At 64.9% G+C, this 19238-nt stretch carries 17 protein-coding genes; 8 read left to right on the forward strand and 9 right to left on the reverse strand.

Features of this window, described 5'->3' with window-relative positions; translation table 11 throughout:
* The first annotated feature begins 29 nt into the window (after positions 1-29).
* The 6 genes from ACAG21_RS17525 to ACAG21_RS17550 all read left to right on the forward strand — a co-directional run bounded on the left by ACAG21_RS17525 (position 30) and on the right by ACAG21_RS17550 (position 4320).
* Positions 30-602: a chorismate mutase gene (locus tag ACAG21_RS17525; protein ID WP_370497524.1), complete on the forward strand. Its 573-nt coding sequence runs from the start codon at positions 30-32 to the stop codon at positions 600-602.
* A 133-nt stretch (positions 603-735) separates the two neighbouring features.
* Positions 736-1149 carry a resuscitation-promoting factor RpfC gene (gene rpfC, locus ACAG21_RS17530; RefSeq protein WP_370497525.1) on the forward strand — a complete coding sequence of 138 codons (414 nt, stop codon included), beginning with the start codon at positions 736-738 and terminating at the stop codon, positions 1147-1149.
* 34 nt (positions 1150-1183) lie between these two features.
* On the forward strand, positions 1184-1657 hold the full coding sequence (locus ACAG21_RS17535; protein WP_370497526.1) for an SRPBCC family protein: 474 nt from the start codon (positions 1184-1186) through the stop codon (positions 1655-1657).
* A gap of 13 nt (positions 1658-1670) precedes the next feature.
* On the forward strand, positions 1671-2516 hold the full coding sequence (locus tag ACAG21_RS17540; RefSeq protein ID WP_370497527.1) for an SDR family oxidoreductase: 846 nt from the start codon (positions 1671-1673) through the stop codon (positions 2514-2516).
* Positions 2517-2526: 10 nt separating this feature from the next.
* On the forward strand, positions 2527-2943 hold the full coding sequence (locus ACAG21_RS17545; RefSeq protein WP_370497528.1) for a lipoprotein LpqH: 417 nt from the start codon (positions 2527-2529) through the stop codon (positions 2941-2943).
* A gap of 54 nt (positions 2944-2997) precedes the next feature.
* Positions 2998-4320 (forward strand): cytochrome P450, encoded by a 1323-nt coding sequence (locus tag ACAG21_RS17550; RefSeq protein ID WP_370497529.1) that lies wholly within the window; start codon positions 2998-3000, stop codon positions 4318-4320.
* On the opposite strand, the gene ACAG21_RS17555 is transcribed toward ACAG21_RS17550, so the two are convergent.
* Positions 4317-5231, reverse strand: a complete 915-nt coding sequence (locus ACAG21_RS17555; RefSeq protein ID WP_370497530.1) for a dienelactone hydrolase family protein — start codon at positions 5229-5231, stop codon at positions 4317-4319. The genes ACAG21_RS17550 and ACAG21_RS17555 overlap by 4 nt on opposite strands.
* A gap of 81 nt (positions 5232-5312) precedes the next feature.
* On the opposite strand from ACAG21_RS17555, the gene ACAG21_RS17560 reads away from it, so the two are divergent.
* Together ACAG21_RS17560 and ACAG21_RS17565 are read left to right on the forward strand one after the other, a co-directional pair.
* Positions 5313-5756 carry a limonene-1,2-epoxide hydrolase family protein gene (locus ACAG21_RS17560; RefSeq protein WP_370497624.1) on the forward strand — a complete coding sequence of 148 codons (444 nt, stop codon included), beginning with the start codon at positions 5313-5315 and terminating at the stop codon, positions 5754-5756.
* A 1821-nt stretch (positions 5757-7577) separates the two neighbouring features.
* Positions 7578-7751: a 5'-phosphate oxidase gene (locus ACAG21_RS17565; RefSeq protein WP_370497531.1), complete on the forward strand. Its 174-nt coding sequence runs from the start codon at positions 7578-7580 to the stop codon at positions 7749-7751.
* A 1235-nt stretch (positions 7752-8986) separates the two neighbouring features.
* Here ACAG21_RS17565 and ACAG21_RS17570 read toward each other — a convergent pair.
* From ACAG21_RS17570 to ACAG21_RS17605, 8 genes are all read right to left on the reverse strand, one after another.
* Entirely contained in the window at positions 8987-11017 is a 2031-nt protein-coding gene (locus ACAG21_RS17570) for an adenylate/guanylate cyclase domain-containing protein (RefSeq protein WP_370497532.1), read from the reverse strand.
* A 147-nt stretch (positions 11018-11164) separates the two neighbouring features.
* Entirely contained in the window at positions 11165-11599 is a 435-nt protein-coding gene (locus ACAG21_RS17575) for an SRPBCC family protein (protein WP_370497533.1), read from the reverse strand.
* The gene (locus ACAG21_RS17580) at positions 11599-12432 is read right to left on the reverse strand and encodes a lysophospholipid acyltransferase family protein (protein ID WP_370497534.1); all 834 of its coding nucleotides are present in this window, start codon (positions 12430-12432) and stop codon (positions 11599-11601) included. The genes ACAG21_RS17575 and ACAG21_RS17580 overlap by 1 nt, the downstream gene beginning before the upstream one ends.
* 114 nt (positions 12433-12546) lie before the next feature.
* Complete coding sequence (locus ACAG21_RS17585; protein WP_370497535.1) at positions 12547-14025, reverse strand: multicopper oxidase family protein; 1479 nt, start codon at positions 14023-14025, stop codon at positions 12547-12549.
* A gap of 68 nt (positions 14026-14093) precedes the next feature.
* Complete coding sequence (locus tag ACAG21_RS17590) at positions 14094-15218, reverse strand: amidohydrolase family protein (RefSeq protein WP_370497536.1); 1125 nt, start codon at positions 15216-15218, stop codon at positions 14094-14096.
* A gap of 2 nt (positions 15219-15220) precedes the next feature.
* Positions 15221-16579, reverse strand: coding sequence for a glutamine synthetase (locus ACAG21_RS17595; RefSeq protein ID WP_370497537.1), 1359 nt, complete (start codon positions 16577-16579; stop codon positions 15221-15223).
* Between the two features lie 19 nt (positions 16580-16598).
* Positions 16599-17093, reverse strand: a complete 495-nt coding sequence (locus tag ACAG21_RS17600) for a carboxymuconolactone decarboxylase family protein (RefSeq protein WP_370497538.1) — start codon at positions 17091-17093, stop codon at positions 16599-16601.
* Between the two features lie 42 nt (positions 17094-17135).
* Complete coding sequence (locus ACAG21_RS17605; RefSeq protein WP_370497539.1) at positions 17136-19232, reverse strand: MDR family MFS transporter; 2097 nt, start codon at positions 19230-19232, stop codon at positions 17136-17138.
* Positions 19233-19238: the final 6 nt, after the last annotated feature.

Consider the following 19238-nt stretch of genomic DNA (forward strand, 5'->3'; position numbering starts at 1 on the left):
CCCCGCAATTTCGGATGTCACTACTGCGCTTGACGGCAATCGTCAGGCGCAGTAGTGCGTTAAGGGCACTGCTGGCCGCGCTGCCGGCCGCCACGCTGCTGGCTACCCAGGCGCGAGCCGACACCAGCGCGCTGGCTGAACTGGTCGATGCGGCCGCGCAGCGTTTGCAGGTCGCCGAGGCGGTGGCCGCCTACAAATGGAATGCGCACGTTGCCGTCGAGGATCCGGACCGCGTCCAACAGCAACTCGCCAAGCTGAGTGCCGATGCCGCCGGTGAACACATTGACCCGAACTACGTCAGCCGGGTGTTCGGGGACCAGATCAACGCGACCGAGGCAATCGAGCACACCCGGTTCGCGGAGTGGAAGCTCAACCCGGCCAGTGCGCCCGCGGGTGCGCCCGACCTGTCCGTGTCACGGTCGACGATCGACGGGCTCAACCAGACGATGCTGAACCAGATGGTGATCCACTGGGACCTGCTCCACTCGCCCGCCTGCGTCCCGCAACTCGACGCCGCGAGAGCCGCCGTGACCCGCGCCCGGCTGTTAGACAGGCTCTATCAGCAGGCTCTGGCTCTGGCAACTCAGTCTTATTGCACTTAACCACTCGACCTGCGACAAGCCGCCTTCGGTGGATGACGTGCCGATTTTATTGCCATAGAAATGCCATAAATTTCTTATCTCGCGAATCAATCAAATCGGTAACGCTTTCTGCACACATGCCGAATTGCTTGACATGAGAAACTTGGGGAAGCCTCTCGTGAAGTACGCCGTCGTCGGCGGTTTCATCGCGGCGACGCTAGGTCCGGCGACCGCCGAGGCAGGCGCGGCGCCCACTCCCAACTGGGACGCGATCGCGCAGTGCGAATCCGGCGGCAACTGGCACGCCAACACCGGAAACGGTGCCTACGGCGGGCTGCAATTCAAGCCAGCCACCTGGGCCAGTTATGGCGGCGTCGGCAATCCTGCCGCAGCGTCTCGTGAGCAGCAAATCGCGGTTGCCAACCGGCTTTTCGCTGACCAGGGCGTGGAGCCCTGGCCCAAGTGCGGTGCCAATTCGGGCCTGCCGATCGGGTGGTACTCGCACCCCGCACAGGGCATCAAGGAAATCATCAACGGCCTCATCCAGGCGGCCGTCCCGCACGGATGATCAATTCGGGCGCGGCCTAGGTTCACGCCCAGCCATGTGTTTGGATCGGGCCATGGAAGGTTCGGCGACAGTACATATGGCGGCACCGGCGGACAAGATCTGGAACTTGATTTCCGATGTCCGTAACACCGGGAAGTTCTCGCCGGAGGTCTTTGAAGCCGAGTGGTTGGGTGATGCGACAGGACCGGCCCTAGGCGCCACATTCCGCGGCCATGTCAAACGAAATGAAATCGGCCCGGTTTATTGGACCGTTTGCAAAGTGACCGCGTGCGAGCCCGGCCGTGAATTCGGCTTCTCGGTCCTGCTCGGCGACAAGCCGGTCAACAACTGGCACTACCGGCTGGCGCCGTCGGGCAACGGCACGGACGTGACCGAATCGTTCCGGCTCAGCCCCGCGCCGTGGCTCGGGATCTACTGGTTGTTCGGCGGCTTTCTGCGTAAGCGCCGCAACGTCCGTGATATGACCAAGACGCTGAACCGCATCAAAGATGTGGTCGAGGCGGGCTGACAGGAAGGCGTATATGCCGAGCGTCGTTCAATCGGTCTTCATCACGGGCGCGGGCAGTGGGATGGGCCGTGAAGGAGTCAGGCTCTTCCACGCCAACGGATGGCGGGTCGGTGCGGTCGACCGCAACGCTGACGGTCTGACCGGGCTTCTCGGAGAGCTCGGCGACGAGCGTCTGTGGACTCGCACCGTCGACGTCACGGTCAAGGCCGATCTGGACAGCGCCCTGGCCGACTTCTGCGCCGGCAACGCCAGCGGCGGGCTGGACATGATGTGGAACAACGCCGGGATCGGTGAATCCGGCTGGTTCGAAGACATCCCTTACGAGGCCACGATGCGCGTCGTCGAGGTGAACTACAAAGCCGTGCTGACCGGCGCCTACGGCGCACTGCCCTATCTGAAGAAGACTCCCGGCAGCCTGATGTTCTCGACGTCTTCATCGTCGGCCACCTACGGGATGCCGCGCATCGCGGTCTATTCGTCGACCAAGCACGCGGTCAAGGGACTGACCGAAGCGCTGAGCGTGGAATGGCAGCGCCACGGTGTGCGCGTCGCCGACGTGCTGCCCGGTTTGATCGACACCGCGATCCTGACCACGACGCCCAACCACTCCGCCGACGGCGGTGCGCCGATGACCGGTGATCAGTTGCGCGCCAACGCGCCGAAGAAGGGTTTGATGCGGCTGATGCCGGCGACCAGCGTGGCCGAAGCCGCGTGGGAGGCTTACCACCACCCCAAGCGGCTGCATTGGTATGTGCCGAAGAGCATTCGGATGATCGACCTGCTCAAGGGCCTGAGCCCCGAGTTCGTCCGAGGCCGCATCGCCAAATCGTTGCCCGGGCTGATGCCGAAGCTGCAGTAGAGGAGCTGGAATGGCGCAATACAGGTGGATCGCGGCCGCTGGTGTGCTGGCCGTCGGCCTCGCGGGCTGCGCGGAGCCACAGACCACACCACGTGCCGCCGCGCATCTGAGCATCAACGGGTCCACCCACGCGGCGCGTCCGCCGGCGTGCACGCAGCTGCAGTCCTACCGGACCATCAACATTCCCGACCGCGACGGCCAGGTCGAAGCCGTGGTGCTGCTCAGCGCTGATCGCGCCATCCCGCAATGGGTGAAGATCCGTAACGTCGATGGATTCACCGGAAGCTTCTGGCAGGGCGGAGTGGGTGATGCGCACGTCGATGTGACGAACAGGGCGTACACCATCACCGGCAGCGCCTACGGCATCAACAGCAGCAACCCCAACAAGGTCATCACCACGGACTTCAAGATCACAGCGGAGTGCTGAGAACAGGCCTACGCTTTTGCATACACACCACCTGTCTGCCCCGGGGGAAGCGCTGTGAAGGAATGGTTGCACTGGCTGGCGATGCACGGATTCATTCGTGGCGTCGCGTCCCTGGGGCTCCGTCGCGGTGACATGCAGGCCAGGCTGATCGCCGACCCCTCCGTTGCCGCCGACCCGGTGCCTTTCTACGACGAACTACACGCGATGGGCCCGCTGGTGCGCAGCCGCGTCGGCTATCTGGCGGTCGACCACGAGGTCATCCACGGCCTGCTGCGATCCGACGACTTCCGGGTCCTGGTGCTGGGATCGAACCTGCCGGCTCCGGTGCGATGGCTGGAGCGCCGTGCGCGCGACGATCTGCTGCATCCGCTGCGCGCCCCGTCGCTGCTGGCCACCGAGCCGCCGGATCACACTCGCTATCGCAAGACCGTGTCCGCGGTGTTCACGTCGCGGGCGGTTGCCGCGCTGCGTGACCGAGTAGAGGCGACGGCCGCCAGCCTGTTGGACGAGCTGGCCGACGAGTCCGGTGTGGTGGACGTCGTGGGGCGGTACTGCTCGCGACTCCCGGTCGCCATCATCAGCGACATCCTCGGTGTGCCTGAACGAGATCGGCCGCGCGTCCTGCAGTTCGGCGAGCTAGCCGCTCCGAGTCTGGACATCGGATTGCCGTGGCGCCAATATCGCACGGTGCAGCACGGGATCGCGGGATTCAACGCGTGGCTCGTCGACCATTTGCAGCACCTGCGCCGCTCGCCCGGCGACGACTTAATGAGTCAGCTGATTCAGACCGCCGAAAGTGGCGCGGCCGAAACACGGTTGGACGAAACCGAACTCACCGCGATTGCCGCGCTGGTGTTGGCCGCGGGCTTCGAAACCACGGTTAACCTGTTGGGCAACGGGATTCGGATGCTGCTCGACACACCCGAGCATCTCGAGACGTTGCGTGCGCGTCCCGAGTTATGGCCCAACGCCGTCGAAGAGATATTGCGCCTGGATTCACCGGTGCAACTCACCGTGCGCAAGGCCGTCAACGACGTCGAACTGGTGGGCAGGCCGGTCAACCGCGGCGATGTGGTGTTGCTCTATCTGGCTGCGGCGAACCGGGATCCGTCGGTGTTCCCCGATCCGCATCGGTTCGACATCGAACGCCCCAATGCGGGAAGGCATCTCGCGTTCTCCGGAGGCCGGCACTTCTGCCTGGGCGCCGCCCTTGCCCGCGCCGAGGGCGAGGTGGGACTTCGGGCCTTTTTCGATCGCTTCCCCGAGGTGCGGGCGGCCGGTGCGGGGACCCGCCGGGACACCCGGGTGCTGCGGGGCTGGTCGAATCTGCCGGTGGCGCTCGGGCGGGCGCGATCGATGGCTCCAGTCGACGTCTAGGGAGCCAGGTAGCGGGTCAGCCAGTCCAGCAGGCGCTGCCAGGCGTCGGCCGCGGCGGTGGCGTTGTAGCGGGGACCGGTGTCGTTGAAGAAGGCATGGTCGGCGCCGGGTTCCACCACCAGGTCGTTGACCAGCCCGAACCGGTCAAGGGCGGCCTTGGCCGCCGCTTGCGAGCCGGTGACCCGGGTGTCGAGGGCGCCGTAAATCCCCAGCACCGCCGCCTTGGCTCCGGTGAAGTCGGGGTTGGGCGGCAACGGACCGTAGAACGGCACGGCGGCCGAGACGCCCAACGCGCCGGCGGACAGCAGTTGCCACACCAGTCCCCCGCCGAAGCAGAAACCCACCACCGCAACCTTGCGCCCCGGCGCGCGAAGTTTGACTTCCGCGACGCCGGAGTTCATGTCGTGAACGAACTGTTCCGGCGCGATGGCACCCAGTGCCGCGGTCGCCTCTGCGGGATCCCGGAACGCGCCGGTCCCACCTTTCTCGGACAACAGGTCGATGGCCAGCGCCGAATATCCGGCCCCGGCCAGCCGGCCGGCAACCGATCGCACCCAATCGTTGAGTCCCTTGTTCTCGTGGATGACCAGCACGGCACCCCTGGCATCGGCGGCCTGCGCCCACGCGCCTTGCAACCGACCCGCTGACCCGGCCCATGAGATCGGCGATGTGGGCAATGCCTTCGCCATGCCGGGTGGTTGCGCTGGGCCAGTTGAGATTTCGGGCGCCGGCGCGGGTTTCGAGGTCTCGGCCTGTTCTGCAGCCACGGAGCACGCGGCCAGCAGTGCAGCGGCCGCCGCGGTTCCCAGCCCGAGCAGCGATAGCCGCCGCATGGCCTCGCGTCTGGTCAGCAGCCCGTCGATGTGGTCCGTCGCGATCTCGTCGGCGATATAACGCTGCAGCGGGTTCACCTTCGCGAGTATCCGCCTGCCGCATCGTGGTTGACACCCGCGCGGTGACCGAGTTTATTTGCCGCTATGACAGAAGTTTCTATGATCGCGGTCGAGGACGTCGTACTCGGGCTGTGGCGGGCGCTTTCGCGGCGCGACTGGGATGCGGTCAAGACGTTCTTGGCGGACGACTGCCTCTATGTCGACATGCCGGTTCCCGCGGTGTCGGCGCGCGGGCCCGAAGACATTGTGAAACGCCTCAAAATTGGACTTGAGCACCTGGCGGGGTACGAGAACCACGACGGTGTCCTGCTCTCCAACGGCACCGACGTGATGTACGAACACTCGGAAACCTGGACGTTCAGCTCGGGGGAACAAGGCGTGCTGAGATTCGTCACGGTACATAAGGTCGTCGACGGCAAGATCACGGTCTGGAAAGACTATTGGGACATGAACAGCCTGGTGAGCTTCGCGCCCCCGAACCATTTCGAGGCGTTGGCGAATGCCGATACGTCCTGGGTTTTCGATGCCACGGGTCTGATCTGATCCCTGTTTCATTCGCCGGTGGATGAATAACGGCGCGGATGGTTACCCGTGAGTATCATCTAGCGTGACGCAGCAGATCTCGGTTATGATCGGCACCGGCCGAATCGGTCTGAATGCGGTGGTGGGCGCCTTCAAGCCAGCTATTTGTCGTTCGGAGTCGGGAGCGGCCATTTTTATGCCTCCTGACCCCGCGACCCGGCTTGGCCAAAGCCGGGTGATACCTGGATGAATGGAGTGCAATGTCGCGCATAACCAGCAGAGTCGGTGTCGCTATGATCCTGGGCTTCACGGCAATAACGGCTTCCGGATGTTCGCCCGTCCTGTCGCTTTTCTCCTTCTGATGCCCTGATACGCCAGGAGCCTTCGGCGCTCGGGACCTGATAAGGACGTCGAGTTGCTCGCAATGGCCGGTGCTCGGCGGCGACCAGCCGCCACCGCCGCGGGGTGGAGTGAAGTCGGTATTCGGCTACTCCGAATGTTTGCTGAAGACGGCGTCTCGGCGTGCTCGCCCGGACTTATGTGTTTCGTTCAGCGAGGGCCTCGGTTACTCGCGGACACCTGGCTTTGCAACTCCACCTCGGCTACCGTGGACACCGGCTGGGTCTGAATGTGACGGCGGGCGTCTTCATGCCAGCTATTAATCATCGCGACGTCGGGAATCGGCTTGTTTGCGCCTCCTGACACCATCCAAACCCGGCTCCATTTGGGGCGGGTAAGATCTCGACGAATGGAGTACCTCATGTCCCGCGTAACCAGCAAAGTCAATGTCGCGTTGATTCTCGGCTTTACCGCCGTAGCGGCGTCCGGATGCACGCCGACCTTTTCGCTGTTCTCTTTTTGAGCGCTGAAAGGCTTCCGGGCCGCGACTGACCTTTCGGTGCGTTTGATCTGAACCGATGTGGACTCGTTCGCCGCCAGTCGATACCTAAACTCACACGTCAAGACGTTTTTTTGACGAGGACCGGGCATCCGGGCATGGTTCGCCTCGCCGACACGAGGACATTAATTGTTGGTAAAGCTGGCATGTCTGGCCGATCTCGGGTTAGTATCGGCACCGGCCGAATCGGGTCTGAATGCGATGGTGGGCGCCTTCAAGCCAGCTAATTGTTGTTCGGAGTCGGGAGCGGTCGTTTATGCGCCTCCTGACGCCATCAGCCCGACTCCAACTTGAGTCGGGTGCTAACCGGGACGAATGGAGTGCGTTATGTCACGTGTAACCAGCAAAATTTCTGTTGCCGTAATTCTTGGTTTTACCGCTGTTGCGGCGAGCGGATGCACGCCGGTTCTGTCGCTCATCAACATCTCGATGTAAGCCCGCGCGCTTGTCGCGCTGTGCGCCTCTCACGCGCCGGTAAACACTCCGTAAGCAGTTTGCTACGGCTCAGGCGCCCCGGGCCCGGCATGACGCCCTCGGGTAGGCATCATGGGGTCCGCACGGTCTTCGTTACCTAATCCGCTGACGTCAGTTACTGCGCGCCACGGGCAGAAGCGGCTGATCGCCTGTGGGCGTCTGTCCGGGCCGGGGATGATCCTCGGCCCGGACAAGACGGCGCTGCTTGAGGACGTGCGCCGCTCCGGGCAATAGATACAGCGGTGCTCGAGCCGGGGTGCGCCGGGCTCGTCCCGCTATGGGCGTGCTGCACCCGTCGGCCGTCGGATTCAGGCTGCATAGATGGAAACGAGGGGTTTCCCATCTACACCTTTTCCAAATGGACTTCTTCGGGTTGGGCACCGAGCCATACCGGGATCCGACCAGTCGGTTACCTACGCCGGCTTGGATCTGCGAGGCTTCAATGAGTTCGCGACGGGGAGGAGGACCAGATGCCGCGTTTTGAAACCGAAATGGAGGCCTGCCCTCATTGCCGGCGGGCAGCCGAGGCGACGGTTGAGTACATCCGCGACAGCGACGGCAAGGTCATCCGCAGGCGGGTGCGCGACATTAACTGCCGATACGGCGACTGCCCGGGCAGTGAAGTGCCGCCGCACTGGGGCTAACCATCCTTACCCGTCGTGGAAACGGTCGAAAAGCCGCCCGCGGCCCGTGTCGCGGCGGCTCGGAGTAGCCCGCCGTGGCCGGGAATTGGGCCGTTGCGGTCGCCGATCCGCGGTGCAGCCGGCTGGGTGTCTTGTCGCACCCTATCCGCATCCCTTTGTGCCAACCCATTTCCCGGTGATCTTGATTTGAAAAGCATTGCGCCACAACATATTTAGCGATGACATACCGCATCCCTGGGGTCGGGCTCAGAACCGTACCGATTGAATGCAAGAGGTGAAAAAACTTTGCGGCGATTTCGGGAAAATACTCGTGATCAAGGTCTTTGGCGTCGTATTGTACGTGTGTCTCGGGCAACAGAACGGCTCTCTGGAAACAGATTGTCCTTAGACGAACGGGGGTAACACCATGTCACGTCTCAGCAGTAAATTTGTCGTCGCCTTGATCCTCGGCTTTACCGCGCTTACGGCATCAGGGTGCACGATCCCGCTCACCATCGACCCAGGTGGCTCTGGCCTGGTCTTCACGCCGTAGCAAGGCGCTCATTTGTCGTGGGGTGACTCCGCGATAGTCCCTGTGCCAGCAGGGATTATCGCGGAGCCCTCGCTTCGGGCGCCTGGGCGCAGTTACGCCCGCTGTGCGGGCGGGCTTGCAGTGGGAAGGCATCTCAGTGCCGAACGCATCCCGGATGCGCTCTCTCACGACATTAGTGTGTGAGCTGGCGCGCTGGCTAAGTGTGTTGGTGGGCGGGTGGATTCGAATTCATCCTCGCCGACCAGGCCAACGTGACGCCCAGGGGCCAGTAGTATTGTGGCACAAACGTTTTCGCCCTTTGCGCCGGTGACCGAATTGGTTGGTCGTTATCCTGGAATGCAGGTGAATTGACCGCAATCGATGGTGAGTGGGACCGTGCACCCCGCTGTGGTAAATGCGGTGGCGGCGAGGATCAAGGCGACGATGATCTTGCTCGCGTGACGCGACATGGCAGTTCCCCCGTTCATCTTCGAACGATTTGGTGCCAGATATTATGGACTTGTGTTCTCGAGTGACCCGAGAAGCTTGAGTGTACGCCGCAAGCCGTCTGAACCAAAGGGTTTCGTGGTGCGGACCAACACCGCGCAGGGCCCGCACCGGCGCCGCGAAGGGCGTGTTTATCCAGCGAGCCAACGAGTTTCGCATCAATGGTGCGGCGGCGTTCATTTGGCGAAACATATAACAGGCGCGCGAAAAGCCATTGCTAAGAAGCTAATTCGTGCAGCACGCAGAGCCTGACCGGGTCGCGCTTGCCTTTGACCTTCACCCAGCCATGCCGGCTGACCCGGGCGGCCGTACCGAGTGCTGCCGAGGTGGTTGGGCCGACCACCACCTGACCCGGCTCGGCCAGGTTCTGCAGCCGCGCAGCCAGATTCATGGTGTCCCCGATCGCGGTGAAGCTGCGCATCTGCTCCGCGCCGATGTTGCCCACCAGTGCCGGCCCGGTGTTGATCCCCACCCGAAAACGCGGCCAGTCGGTACGCCCGCCCGCCGCCTCCTCGACGACGGAATGCAGTGCGAGTGCGGCACCCGCGGCGCGTACCGCGTGATCCGCCTGCCGAGCCGGAGCACCCCAGATTGCCATCACCGCGTCGCCGACGAACTGCAGGACGGTCCCGCCCGCTTCGAGAATCACCGGGACGACCGCGCCGTAGTAGGTATTCAGCATCGTGACCACCTGATCCGGCGTCGTCGCTTCCGCAAACGGGGTGAAGCCGTGCAAGTCGGCCATCAACACCGTCACCTCGGTGATCGCGCCGCCCAGCCCGGCCTGATCCGGGTCGGCGAGCAACGCGGTCGCGACCGCAGGCGACATATAGCTGCGGAACAGCCCGTCCAGGTGATGGTAGAGCCGGGCGTTCTCCAGTGCGATCGAGGATTGGGTAGCGAACGAGCGCAGCAGCGCGACATCGGCGTCATCGAAGGCGCCGTCGGGTCGACCCGCCTCGATCACGCCCGCGATCTGGCCCTTGACCATCAGGGGGAGCTCCAGCGGGTGATCCAGGGCCGCGCCGCCGCAGAAGTCGACCTTGCCGTCGCGAACGACGCCCAGACGAAACCGGTCGCCCGGGAAGGCGTCTGCGATGGCCGCCATGACCCGACCGAGTAGGGCGTCCTCGTCCTGGATGACGCTGGATTCCCGGCCCAACGCGATCAGGGTGCCTAGCTTGCGGACGCGCTCGCGCTCGGTGCCCAGCGCCTCCGCGCCGCGCTCAAGGACGGCGACCTGTTGCTCGGACAGCTCGAACCGCTCCGCAAGCCGTGCTGCGGCGGCGCCCGGTGCCACTCGGTCGCCACGCTCGCGGCGCTGCAGCACGTCGACCATCTCCTCCAGCGCCACGGAGTAGTCGCGCCGCAGATCGGCGATGGTCTGCTGGGTGGCCAGCGCATCGAACAGCCCCCGGACCGAGCCTTCGCGGCGGAATTGCACCCGGGCGCTGTAGGCGATGAAGCAGAAGGCCAGCGTCATGAGCACATGCCACAGCCACCACGAGGCGTGCCAGCTCATGCCGAGTGCCAACGCCACCGACGCCTCGGCCAGTAGCACGAAGGCGCTGAGCACCGAGATGACGACGACGGCGGGGCGTCGCCGATAGATCGGGAAGTAGGCCAACGCCGCCGCCGCGAACAGCGCGCCGCCGGCCAGTGCGCCGACCTGCTCCACGCCTTCCAGCTGCGGCTGATTCGGCAGCCGGTCCAGCGTGCCGCACACGATCAGCACCGCGGAGGCGACCATCAGCAACCACACCAGCGCCGTCAAACGCCGGCGCCATGACCAGAGGCGGGCATTTCGCGCCGGGGTGAAATTCACCGACGAGGCCAGCGCGATCATGCCGGCCAAGACGAGACCCATCCGAGTCGGCAACATGAACTCCGCGTCGGAGGTGTCCATCAGCACGCCGGGCGTGAACAGCGCGTGCACCCCGAAAAAGCCGGCGGTCGTGGTAAACACCAGTGACACCAGCCAGAGACGGGCGTCATCCCGTGCGCGCGCCTCCCGGCCGATCAGGACGCCCAACACGACGCATACCAGCGCTGTCGACAGGACGAGCACGAAGTGCGCCGCCCGGTTGTCCCATTCCAGGTCGACTCTGGGTATGCCGAGCAGTAACCACAACGCCAGCATCGGAAGCGACATGTGGATCAGCCAATTCGCGGTGCGGGCCCGGGATCCGGGGCGTGCGGTACCGCTTGTCGCCCTCGGCCGGCGATACCAGCCAATCCGCCGGCTCACGGCCCGCATCGAAAAAGCCACCCCCCTCGCTGGATTGCCTCAGACCAGCCGCCTGGTTCGATTCCAGCAACCGGCATGCTGCGCTGGGAAATTCCCACTGATCGACGACCGGATGACAACGCGCGTAGTCGATTCGAGACGAATCGACTACGACTCAGCGAGTTGCTTGAGGGACCTGAGTGTGCCGGACAGCGTGCGGCCGACCTGACGCACCGCGATTCGATCGGCGATGTAGCCCAGGATCCCACCCGGTGCCTGATACGACAGCCGGAAAGTCACTTTCGTTTGGCCTGCGGCCCCGTCGCGCAGCCGGATGCGCCCCCGCAGCGTGACGCCGGTGATACCCACCCATGCCAGGTCGCGGCGCTCATCGAATTCCACCACCTCGATCAGGCCGCCCACCGGCACCGACCCGATCTTCCAGTGGACGGTATAGCGGGCACCCACGCCGGCAGCCTGCTCGTTCGCCGCTTCCCACCGTTCGAGGTTCGTCATGAACGTCGGGTAGGAGTCCGGGTCGCTGACGATTTTCCAGACGGACGCGCGGTCCGCCTGGATGACGCATCGGCGTTCGACGCGCATCAGCCGATTACCGGCAGACGACGTTTGGCGGCAAGCCGGTCCACGGCGCCCTGCAGACTGGCGATGACCTTGTCATGCACCGCTTGGTCGTCGCCGTCGACGTCGATCGGCTCCTGCACCTCGATCGCGATCTTGGTGGGCAGCGGTATGTGGCCCGCCAGGTCGCCGATGTTCAAACCCCAGGGCAATGCCAGTGATATCGGAATGCTCTTGAGCCGCAGCAACTTATCCGCCATTAGAGCTTTGGCCAGCCACTGCCCGCGGTTGAGGAACAGTGCGCTCTCCTGGCCCCCGACGGCGGCGACGGGGACGATCGGCACGCCTGCCTCCCGGGCCAGCTTGACGTATCCCATTCGGCCGCCGAAGTCGACCTTATGGCGCTCCCACGACGGTCGGAACACTTCATAGTCCCCGCCCGGATACACCAGTAGTGCCGCGCCGGAATCCAATGCCAGACGGGCATTTTCGGGGTTAGCGGCGACCGTGCCGAACTTACGCAGCCAGCCCAGCGGCGGTGCGGAGACGACGAGGTTGTGGGCCAGCTGGTAGAACGGCCGCTCGACGCCGAAGTACGAACAGAACGCGAGCGTGAACACGAAGGTGTCCGGGGGCACGTTGCCGCCGCTGTGATTACCGACCATCAGCACCGGACCTTCGCTGGGGATCCGATCCAACCCCTGCACGTCGGCCCGGAAGTACAGCGACGCGAGCAGCCAGGTGCCCGGCAACTGGTCGCGGATGTAGTCGGGATCCCGCTGGTCGAGATCGGCCTTGGGGACTCTGGACACGACCTGCCGACGGGTCCAGTCAATCGCCTCTCCGACGAGCCCCATGTTCGCGTCCTGTCCTCAGCGTGCCTCGGGCACGACTACCCGGATTGCCGGTCTTTCACACCACCATCCGTAATGAGGACGAAAACCGTTGCACCCCAACGCGGCACCCGGCAGCTAGACGGCGTTGAGCAGCAACATCAGCCCGTAGTCCATGTGAATCTGTTGATGGCAATGCAGCAGCGACAGGCCGGGCTGATCGGCGACGAAATCGATCTCCAGGCTTTGGTAGCCGCCGAGCATCGCGACATCCTTGCGCACCCCGGCCGTTGGGGTGCCGGCGAACCGCGTGATCTCGAAGGTGTGGCGGTGCAAATGCATCGGGTGCAAGTCATCGGTGGCATTGCGAAAGCGCAGCCGGTAGCGCCTGTCGCGCCGCACATCCAGTACGGGTGTGTTGCTGTCCATGGAGAATGAGGCGCCGTTCAGGGTCCAGATGTTGAAGCCGTTGTCCGCCGCGTTGCGTTTCTCGATCAGCATGTCGATCGTGTGGTCGGGTGGCGGGACCCCGGTGGGAGCGCCCGCGGCGAAAAGCCGGTAGTCCCATTGAAACGGCGGGGGCGGCGCCCACAGTGGCTCCCCGCCTCGACCGGCGTATTCGACGACCACGCCCATGCCGTGGCCGCGATCATCGTCGGAGAGATCGCCGAGCACCCACACGCCCGGAGCGGTCATGTCGACCACCGCCGAGATCCGCTCGGCGGCGCCGAGCCAGAGGACTGGGACTCGCGCCGGAGTCGGCACGGGGTTGCCGTCCAGTGCGATCACGGTGAAGGTGTGGCCGGGCAGGGCCAGGCTGCGGCTTTCGGTTGCGCTGCCGTTGAGGACGTGGAGCAGCACCCGCTGCCCCGCCTGGACCCGGATGGGATCGCCGCTGCCCAGCTTGTGCCCGTTGACGGCGAACGCCGAGTAGCTGACTTCATACCCGTGTGGCTCACCGCGGGCCAGTGCGGTCCTCATCGCAGCTTCGCCTTTCTCCTTCAACTCTGGCTCTGCGGTGCCGGCCAGAAAGTCGCTGGCCATGTCGCCCCCGTGGCTGAAGCTTGGCTCAAACTCTTTGAGTGTCAAGAAGATCTCTTGGTCATATGCGCCGGGATTCTGTTTGGGTTCGACGTAGACCGGACCGACCAGGCCGCCGTACTGGCCCCGGGACAGGTCGGCACGCGGGACCACGTGGGTGTGGTAGAAGCGCAAGCCCGCCGGCCCCGGTATAAACGTGATCCGCCGCATCCCGTGTGCGGGGATATACGGCGTGCCCTCTTCGGCGGCGCCATCGACGTCCACACCGAGCCGTTGACCGTGCCAGTGCAATTGCTCGGGGGTGTCGGTGTCGTTGTAGATGTCGACCCAGGCCCGTTGGCCTTCTTTCAAGCGCACCAGCGGGCCGGGGAACTGACCGTTGTAGACGGTGGTGGAGACAATGTGGTCCGGGGCCAGTTCGACCGTGCCGGTGCCGATTCGCAGCGTGTAGTCGGCCTTGCCGTTGGGCGGTGAGGGTGCGGGCGTACGCGAGCAGGCAATGGTTGCTTCGGCCTGAACGGGACCGGCGGCTACTGCAGCCAGCCCGGCCCATTTGAGGAAGTCACGTCTATCCACGAAACGCCTTGTCTGGGGAACCGGCGCCGCGCCGTCTCCCCCTGCGCACGATAGCCGGATTTCTAGTTTCAGTGACCGGCAGCGTCGTCGAGCCGATAGACACGGGCGGCGTTCTCGTGGGAAATCAGATCGACAACGCGCATTGCATCGCGTTCGCACCATTCGCCGTCGGCGACAAATCCGCTCAGAACGCGGTGAATACCCTTGCGCCACAACGCTGCGCCCAAATAGTGCAGTTCTGCCGGCCCGAAACCGTCCGACGAATAAAGGATCTTGTGAAACGGTGCCATCTCCAGCAGACGGGCGATCAACGCCGACGCCCGAGCGCCCAGGTAGTTGATGCTCAACCCACCGTCGAGATAGACGTTGTTGAAAGCCTGGGCGAGGTAGCCCGCCTCGCGCTCGTAGGGGTAGCAGTGCAGCAACATGACCGGGGTGCCTCCGGATTGACGCAGGAAGTCGAGCAGGTATAGCGGATTGGCTTTGTGCAGGTCGCAGTCGCGGTCGCCGAACCCGACGTGGAATTGCAGCGGCTTGCCGAGGCGTAACGCCTGGTGCAACCCGAAACGCAGTAGAACTCGATCCTGTAGCCGGGTTCCGCCGAGGTCACGCCACCGCTGCGCGGCCTGAACTACTTCGGCCGGGCGTGGCTCGGACAGGTCGCCGTCGAAACCGCCGCGGTAGGCCAGGATCGACTTTGTGGCAACGGCACCGGCGGCACGTTCGTGCAAGATCTCGGTAAATGCCGACGCATAATCGCCGGGCGCCCGTGCGGCCTGCTCGGCCACCTGCTCGAGGCGAACGATCTCGTGTACACGATTTCCGGACAGTGCGCACAATTGCGAGATGTCTGTTGTGCCGGCGCCTAATCCGGTGTCCACCAGCCAATCGCTCACTCCGGCGGCGGGCAGAAACAGCCGCGCTAGCTCACTTTCGGTGAATGCGCTGCGGCGCTCCCAATAGACCTGTGGATCAACGTGTTTCGGCAATTCGAGGATGGGGCCACAGTGGGCACGCAGCGCGAAACCCAGCTGTGAGTCGAAACCCGAGCCCGTCAGGGTCTCGGTATTGGCCTCGTTGAGGGCATTCTCGAACCGCCGCAGATCCCCCGGCTCCAACCAGCAGCCGTGGACGTGGTGGTCGATCAATGCCACTTCGCCGATGTGGTCGGCGAGAGCCGGCGAGTCAATCACCGCTAGAGGCTCCACGCCATCCGGAATTTGTCGGCCAGCTGCTCAGGGCCCAGGTCGCCGTAGCGCTCGTGTTCCAGGCGCCGGACCGCGACGACCATGTCGACAGCGGCATCGCCCAGGATAGAACGCATCAGTTTCGAATTATCCAGCGCCGCAATTACTTCGGCTTGATCAGCGGGCAGGCGCACGATGCCGGCAGCGTCGCGGTCCGCGTCGGACAGCTTGGCCGGGTCGATCTCGGCTTCGGGTGGCAGCACCGCCTCGTGAATATTGCCGTCCAGGGCCAGCCCGAGAATCGCGGCGGAGGCGAGGTAGGGGTTCGCCGACGGATCGACAACTTTAACCTCGACATTGGCGCCGTACACCGAGCCGGGACCGTCCTTGACGAATCGCACTGCGGCTTCGCGGTTCTCGGTGCCCCAGCAGGCGTACGCTCCCGCCCAGTTGCCCGGGCGCATCCGCAAACCCGACACGATGGATCCGCACAGGACGCCCTGGGCCTCCGGCAATCCGCGCAACACCCCGGCCACCGCCGCCTCCCCCGCCGCGGCCATGCCCGCCGCGCCGTTCCCGCCGGAAAAGATCGGCTCACCGGGAATGCTCAGCGAGAAGTGCTGGTGTGCACCGCATCCCACGCCGCCGGCGAAGGGTACCGGGGACAGGCTGACGCGCAGCCCATGGCGGCGAGCGGCCCGGGCGATGATGATCCGGGTCAGCACCAGCTGGTCCGCGGCGGCAACCGGGGTCAGTGGCGTCAGCGAGATCTCGAACTGGTTGGCACCGTACTCGGCATGGAACTGCTCGATCCCAACGCCGGCCGTCGTGGCGGCAGCGATCACGTCGCGAACGAATCCTTCGTACTCGAGGACCCCGGCCAGGCCGTACTGCGCCCACAACGTCGACGGCAATCGGTGACCGTCGGCATCGACCAGGACGAATTCGATTTCGTGACCGACGGACGCGGCCATCTCGATGCCGGGCGAGCCGAGCAGTGTTTCGATCCGGCTCAGTGTCCCCCGGGCGCACGCGGGAACCGGTGCGCCGTCCTGCTCGTAGAACTCGGCGGGCGCCCAGGCCACCCCGTCGCCGATGATGCGCAGCGCGGACACGTCGATGCGGATCCGCTGGTCGCCGATCACGTTGACGTCGTCGGTGAACGCGATGCCCGTCTGGTCGATGGCGAAGGCGTGCCAGGAGGGACTGGCGCCCAGACCGGGACCGGCGAAGGTGCTGGTCTGCTGGACCGGCACCGTCTTGGCGAGCGTCAGCCCGGCGGGGTTCACGACGGTGCCGACGACGGTGTCGACGCCCCCGGCTTCCAGTTGGGCGATCGCCGCCGCGGGAAGGGGCGCGGGTCTCATGGCGGCGTGCGCTCGGCGGTTACGCCCGGCTCGGCAGGGTCAGCATGCAGGTCTGGCCGATGTCGAGGGTCCGCAGCATCCGGCCCATCCCCACCCAGAGCGCACACGACATCGCGAGGTCGGCGAGCAGCTCTTCGGAGAAGTGCTCGTTGGCCCGGCTCCAGAAGTCTTCGTCATCGCGCAACTTGGTGTGCTCGGTGCCGAACCGGTGCGCGAACTCCGCGGCCAGCCGCTCCTGCTCGCTGAATCCGGGCCAGGTGCGCCATTCCAGCGCGTGCTCGTAGAGCTCTTCGTCGACGCCGGCGGCCGGCCCGTCGGCGTCGCGCGTGTTCATGCACACGGTGCATTCGTTGTCGTGGGCGATCACGGCGCGCGCGATTTCGCGGGTGCGCATCGGCAGCCGGTTCTTGGTGTACACGGCCTGGCTGAAGTTGGCGATAGCGCCGCCGAGGTCCGGAGACTTCGTGGCCCAGCTGTAGATGTCGTCGTCAGCGAACGTTCCGATTCGGCTCATGGCGTGATGGTACGCCCGCCCCCTTGATTCTTGGAACACGTTCTAGTGTCTGCCGCCTGCACCCGCCGCAAGCCGGGCGGTGCTGGGCGCGTCGTCGTGCCAATCGCGTTGAGCCAGAACGCGGTGGGCGATGTGCTGCAGCGCGGTTTCCACTTCGCGGCGGTCCGGTCGGCCCTGATAACTCGGTGAACGCGAGAGCTTGTCGACGATCCAGCCCAACAGCAACGAATAGACATAATCGACTTGCTGGGCCCCGGCCGGGGTCAGCCACATCTGATCGCCGTTGCGTTGGGCGTAGCCGGTGGCGACCAGGCGAGCGAAGGTGGGCTCGATGACCTCGAACGGGATCCGCATCGAATCGCCGATATCGCTGAGGCGGGCCGTCCCGTACATCTGCCCGAAGCGATAGATGCGCATCACGCCCCACAGGCCGGCCACGTCGAGGCGACAGTCTGGCCGCATCGCGATGCTGCGCAACCGCACGCCAGGATCACCGCGCAGCATGCGCGCGATCGCGTTCTCCAACATCCGTTCTGGAGTGTCGGTGGTCGGCATCCCGAATCCGTCGCCGAGATCGACTGCGCTGTTGTGGATGTCGCGCAGCGGGATCTCCCGCAGGAACAACGCGAGGACAAACCCGACCAGAGCCACCGGCGCGGCCCAGAAGAACACCTCACTCAGCGACTCGGAATAGGCCTGCACGATCGGGGCGGCCACATTATGTGGCTGACGATGCAGGGCGCCCGGTGAACTCACCGCGTCGGGCGATGCGCCGCTGGCCGCCAGGGCCGCGGGCATCCGGCCGTCGAGGAAGTTCGAAAACAGCGAACCGAAGATCGCGGCGCCGAACGAACTGCCGATGGTGCGGAAGAACGTCACACCCGAGGTGGCGACACCGAGATCCTCGAAGTTCGAGGTGTTCTGCACGATGAGGACTAGCACCTGCATCGACAATCCGATGCCGGCACCCAGGATGACCAGGTAGAGGGATTGAACCAGCGCCGAGGTGGACGGGGTCATCCGCGACATCAGCAGAAAAGCCAGAGCCATCAGCGCGGTACCGGCGACCGGAAAGATCTTGTAGCGGCCGGTCTTGCCGACCAGGGTGCCGCTGCCGGTCGAGGTGATCAGCATCCCGACCACCATCGGCAGCGTGCGCAGCCCCGACGTCGTCGCCGAGACGCCGTTGACGTACTGCATGTAGGTCGGCAGGAATGTCATCGCGCCCAACATCGCGAAACCGACTACGAACGACAACACACAGCAGACCGTGAACACCGGGCTGGCGAACAGCCGGGTCGGCAGGATCGGCTGCGGGACATGGCTTTCGACCCAGACGAACGCTGCCAGTGCCACCGCGGCGCCGACGAACAAGCCGATGATCGTCGGCGATCCCCACGGGTAGAGGGTGCCGCCCCAGCTGGTCGCCAGGGTCAGGCCGGCGGCGCCCACGCCGACCAACACGATTCCGCCGTAGTCGATGACGGGCTTGGTGGACGACGCCAGAGCCGGAATGGCCGCTGCGGCAACGAAGATGACCAACACCGAGATCGGAACGTTCACCCAGAACGCCCACCGCCAGGTCAGGTAGTCGGTGAAGTAGCCACCGAGCAACGGGCCGACGACCGTCGTGACCCCGAAGACCGCGCCCAGAATGCCTTGATAGCGGCCACGTTCACGCAGCGGGACAACCTCACCGATCAGTGCGCTGGCCGTGACGGTAATGCCCCCGCCCCCGATGCCCTGCAGCGCCCGCGAGCCCACCAGCATGGCCATCGACCCGGACAGCCCGCACGACACCGACCCGACGACAAAGAACACGATGGCGGCCTGGAACACGCGTTTGCGGCCGAACAGGTCGCCGAGCTTGCCGACCAGCGCGGTGACGATCGTCGACGCCAGCAGGTAGCTGGTGACGACCCAGGATTGATGGCCGGCGTCGCCCAGGTCGGCGACGATGGTCGGCAGGGCAGTCGCGACGATGGTCTGGTCCAGAGCCGCGAGCAACATTCCGAGCACGATCGCGACGAAAATCAGGTTCCGCCGCTGCGGAGTGATCAGCGCACCGCTGGCCGCTGGATCGGCAACGACGGGGTTGGCTTGAGTTGCCGCGCTGGATGTGGCTCTCGGGCTCGTCATGCCTGC

The organism is Mycobacterium sp. pR1184 (genome assembly GCF_041287235.1).
GTDB lineage: Bacteria > Actinomycetota > Actinomycetes > Mycobacteriales > Mycobacteriaceae > Mycobacterium.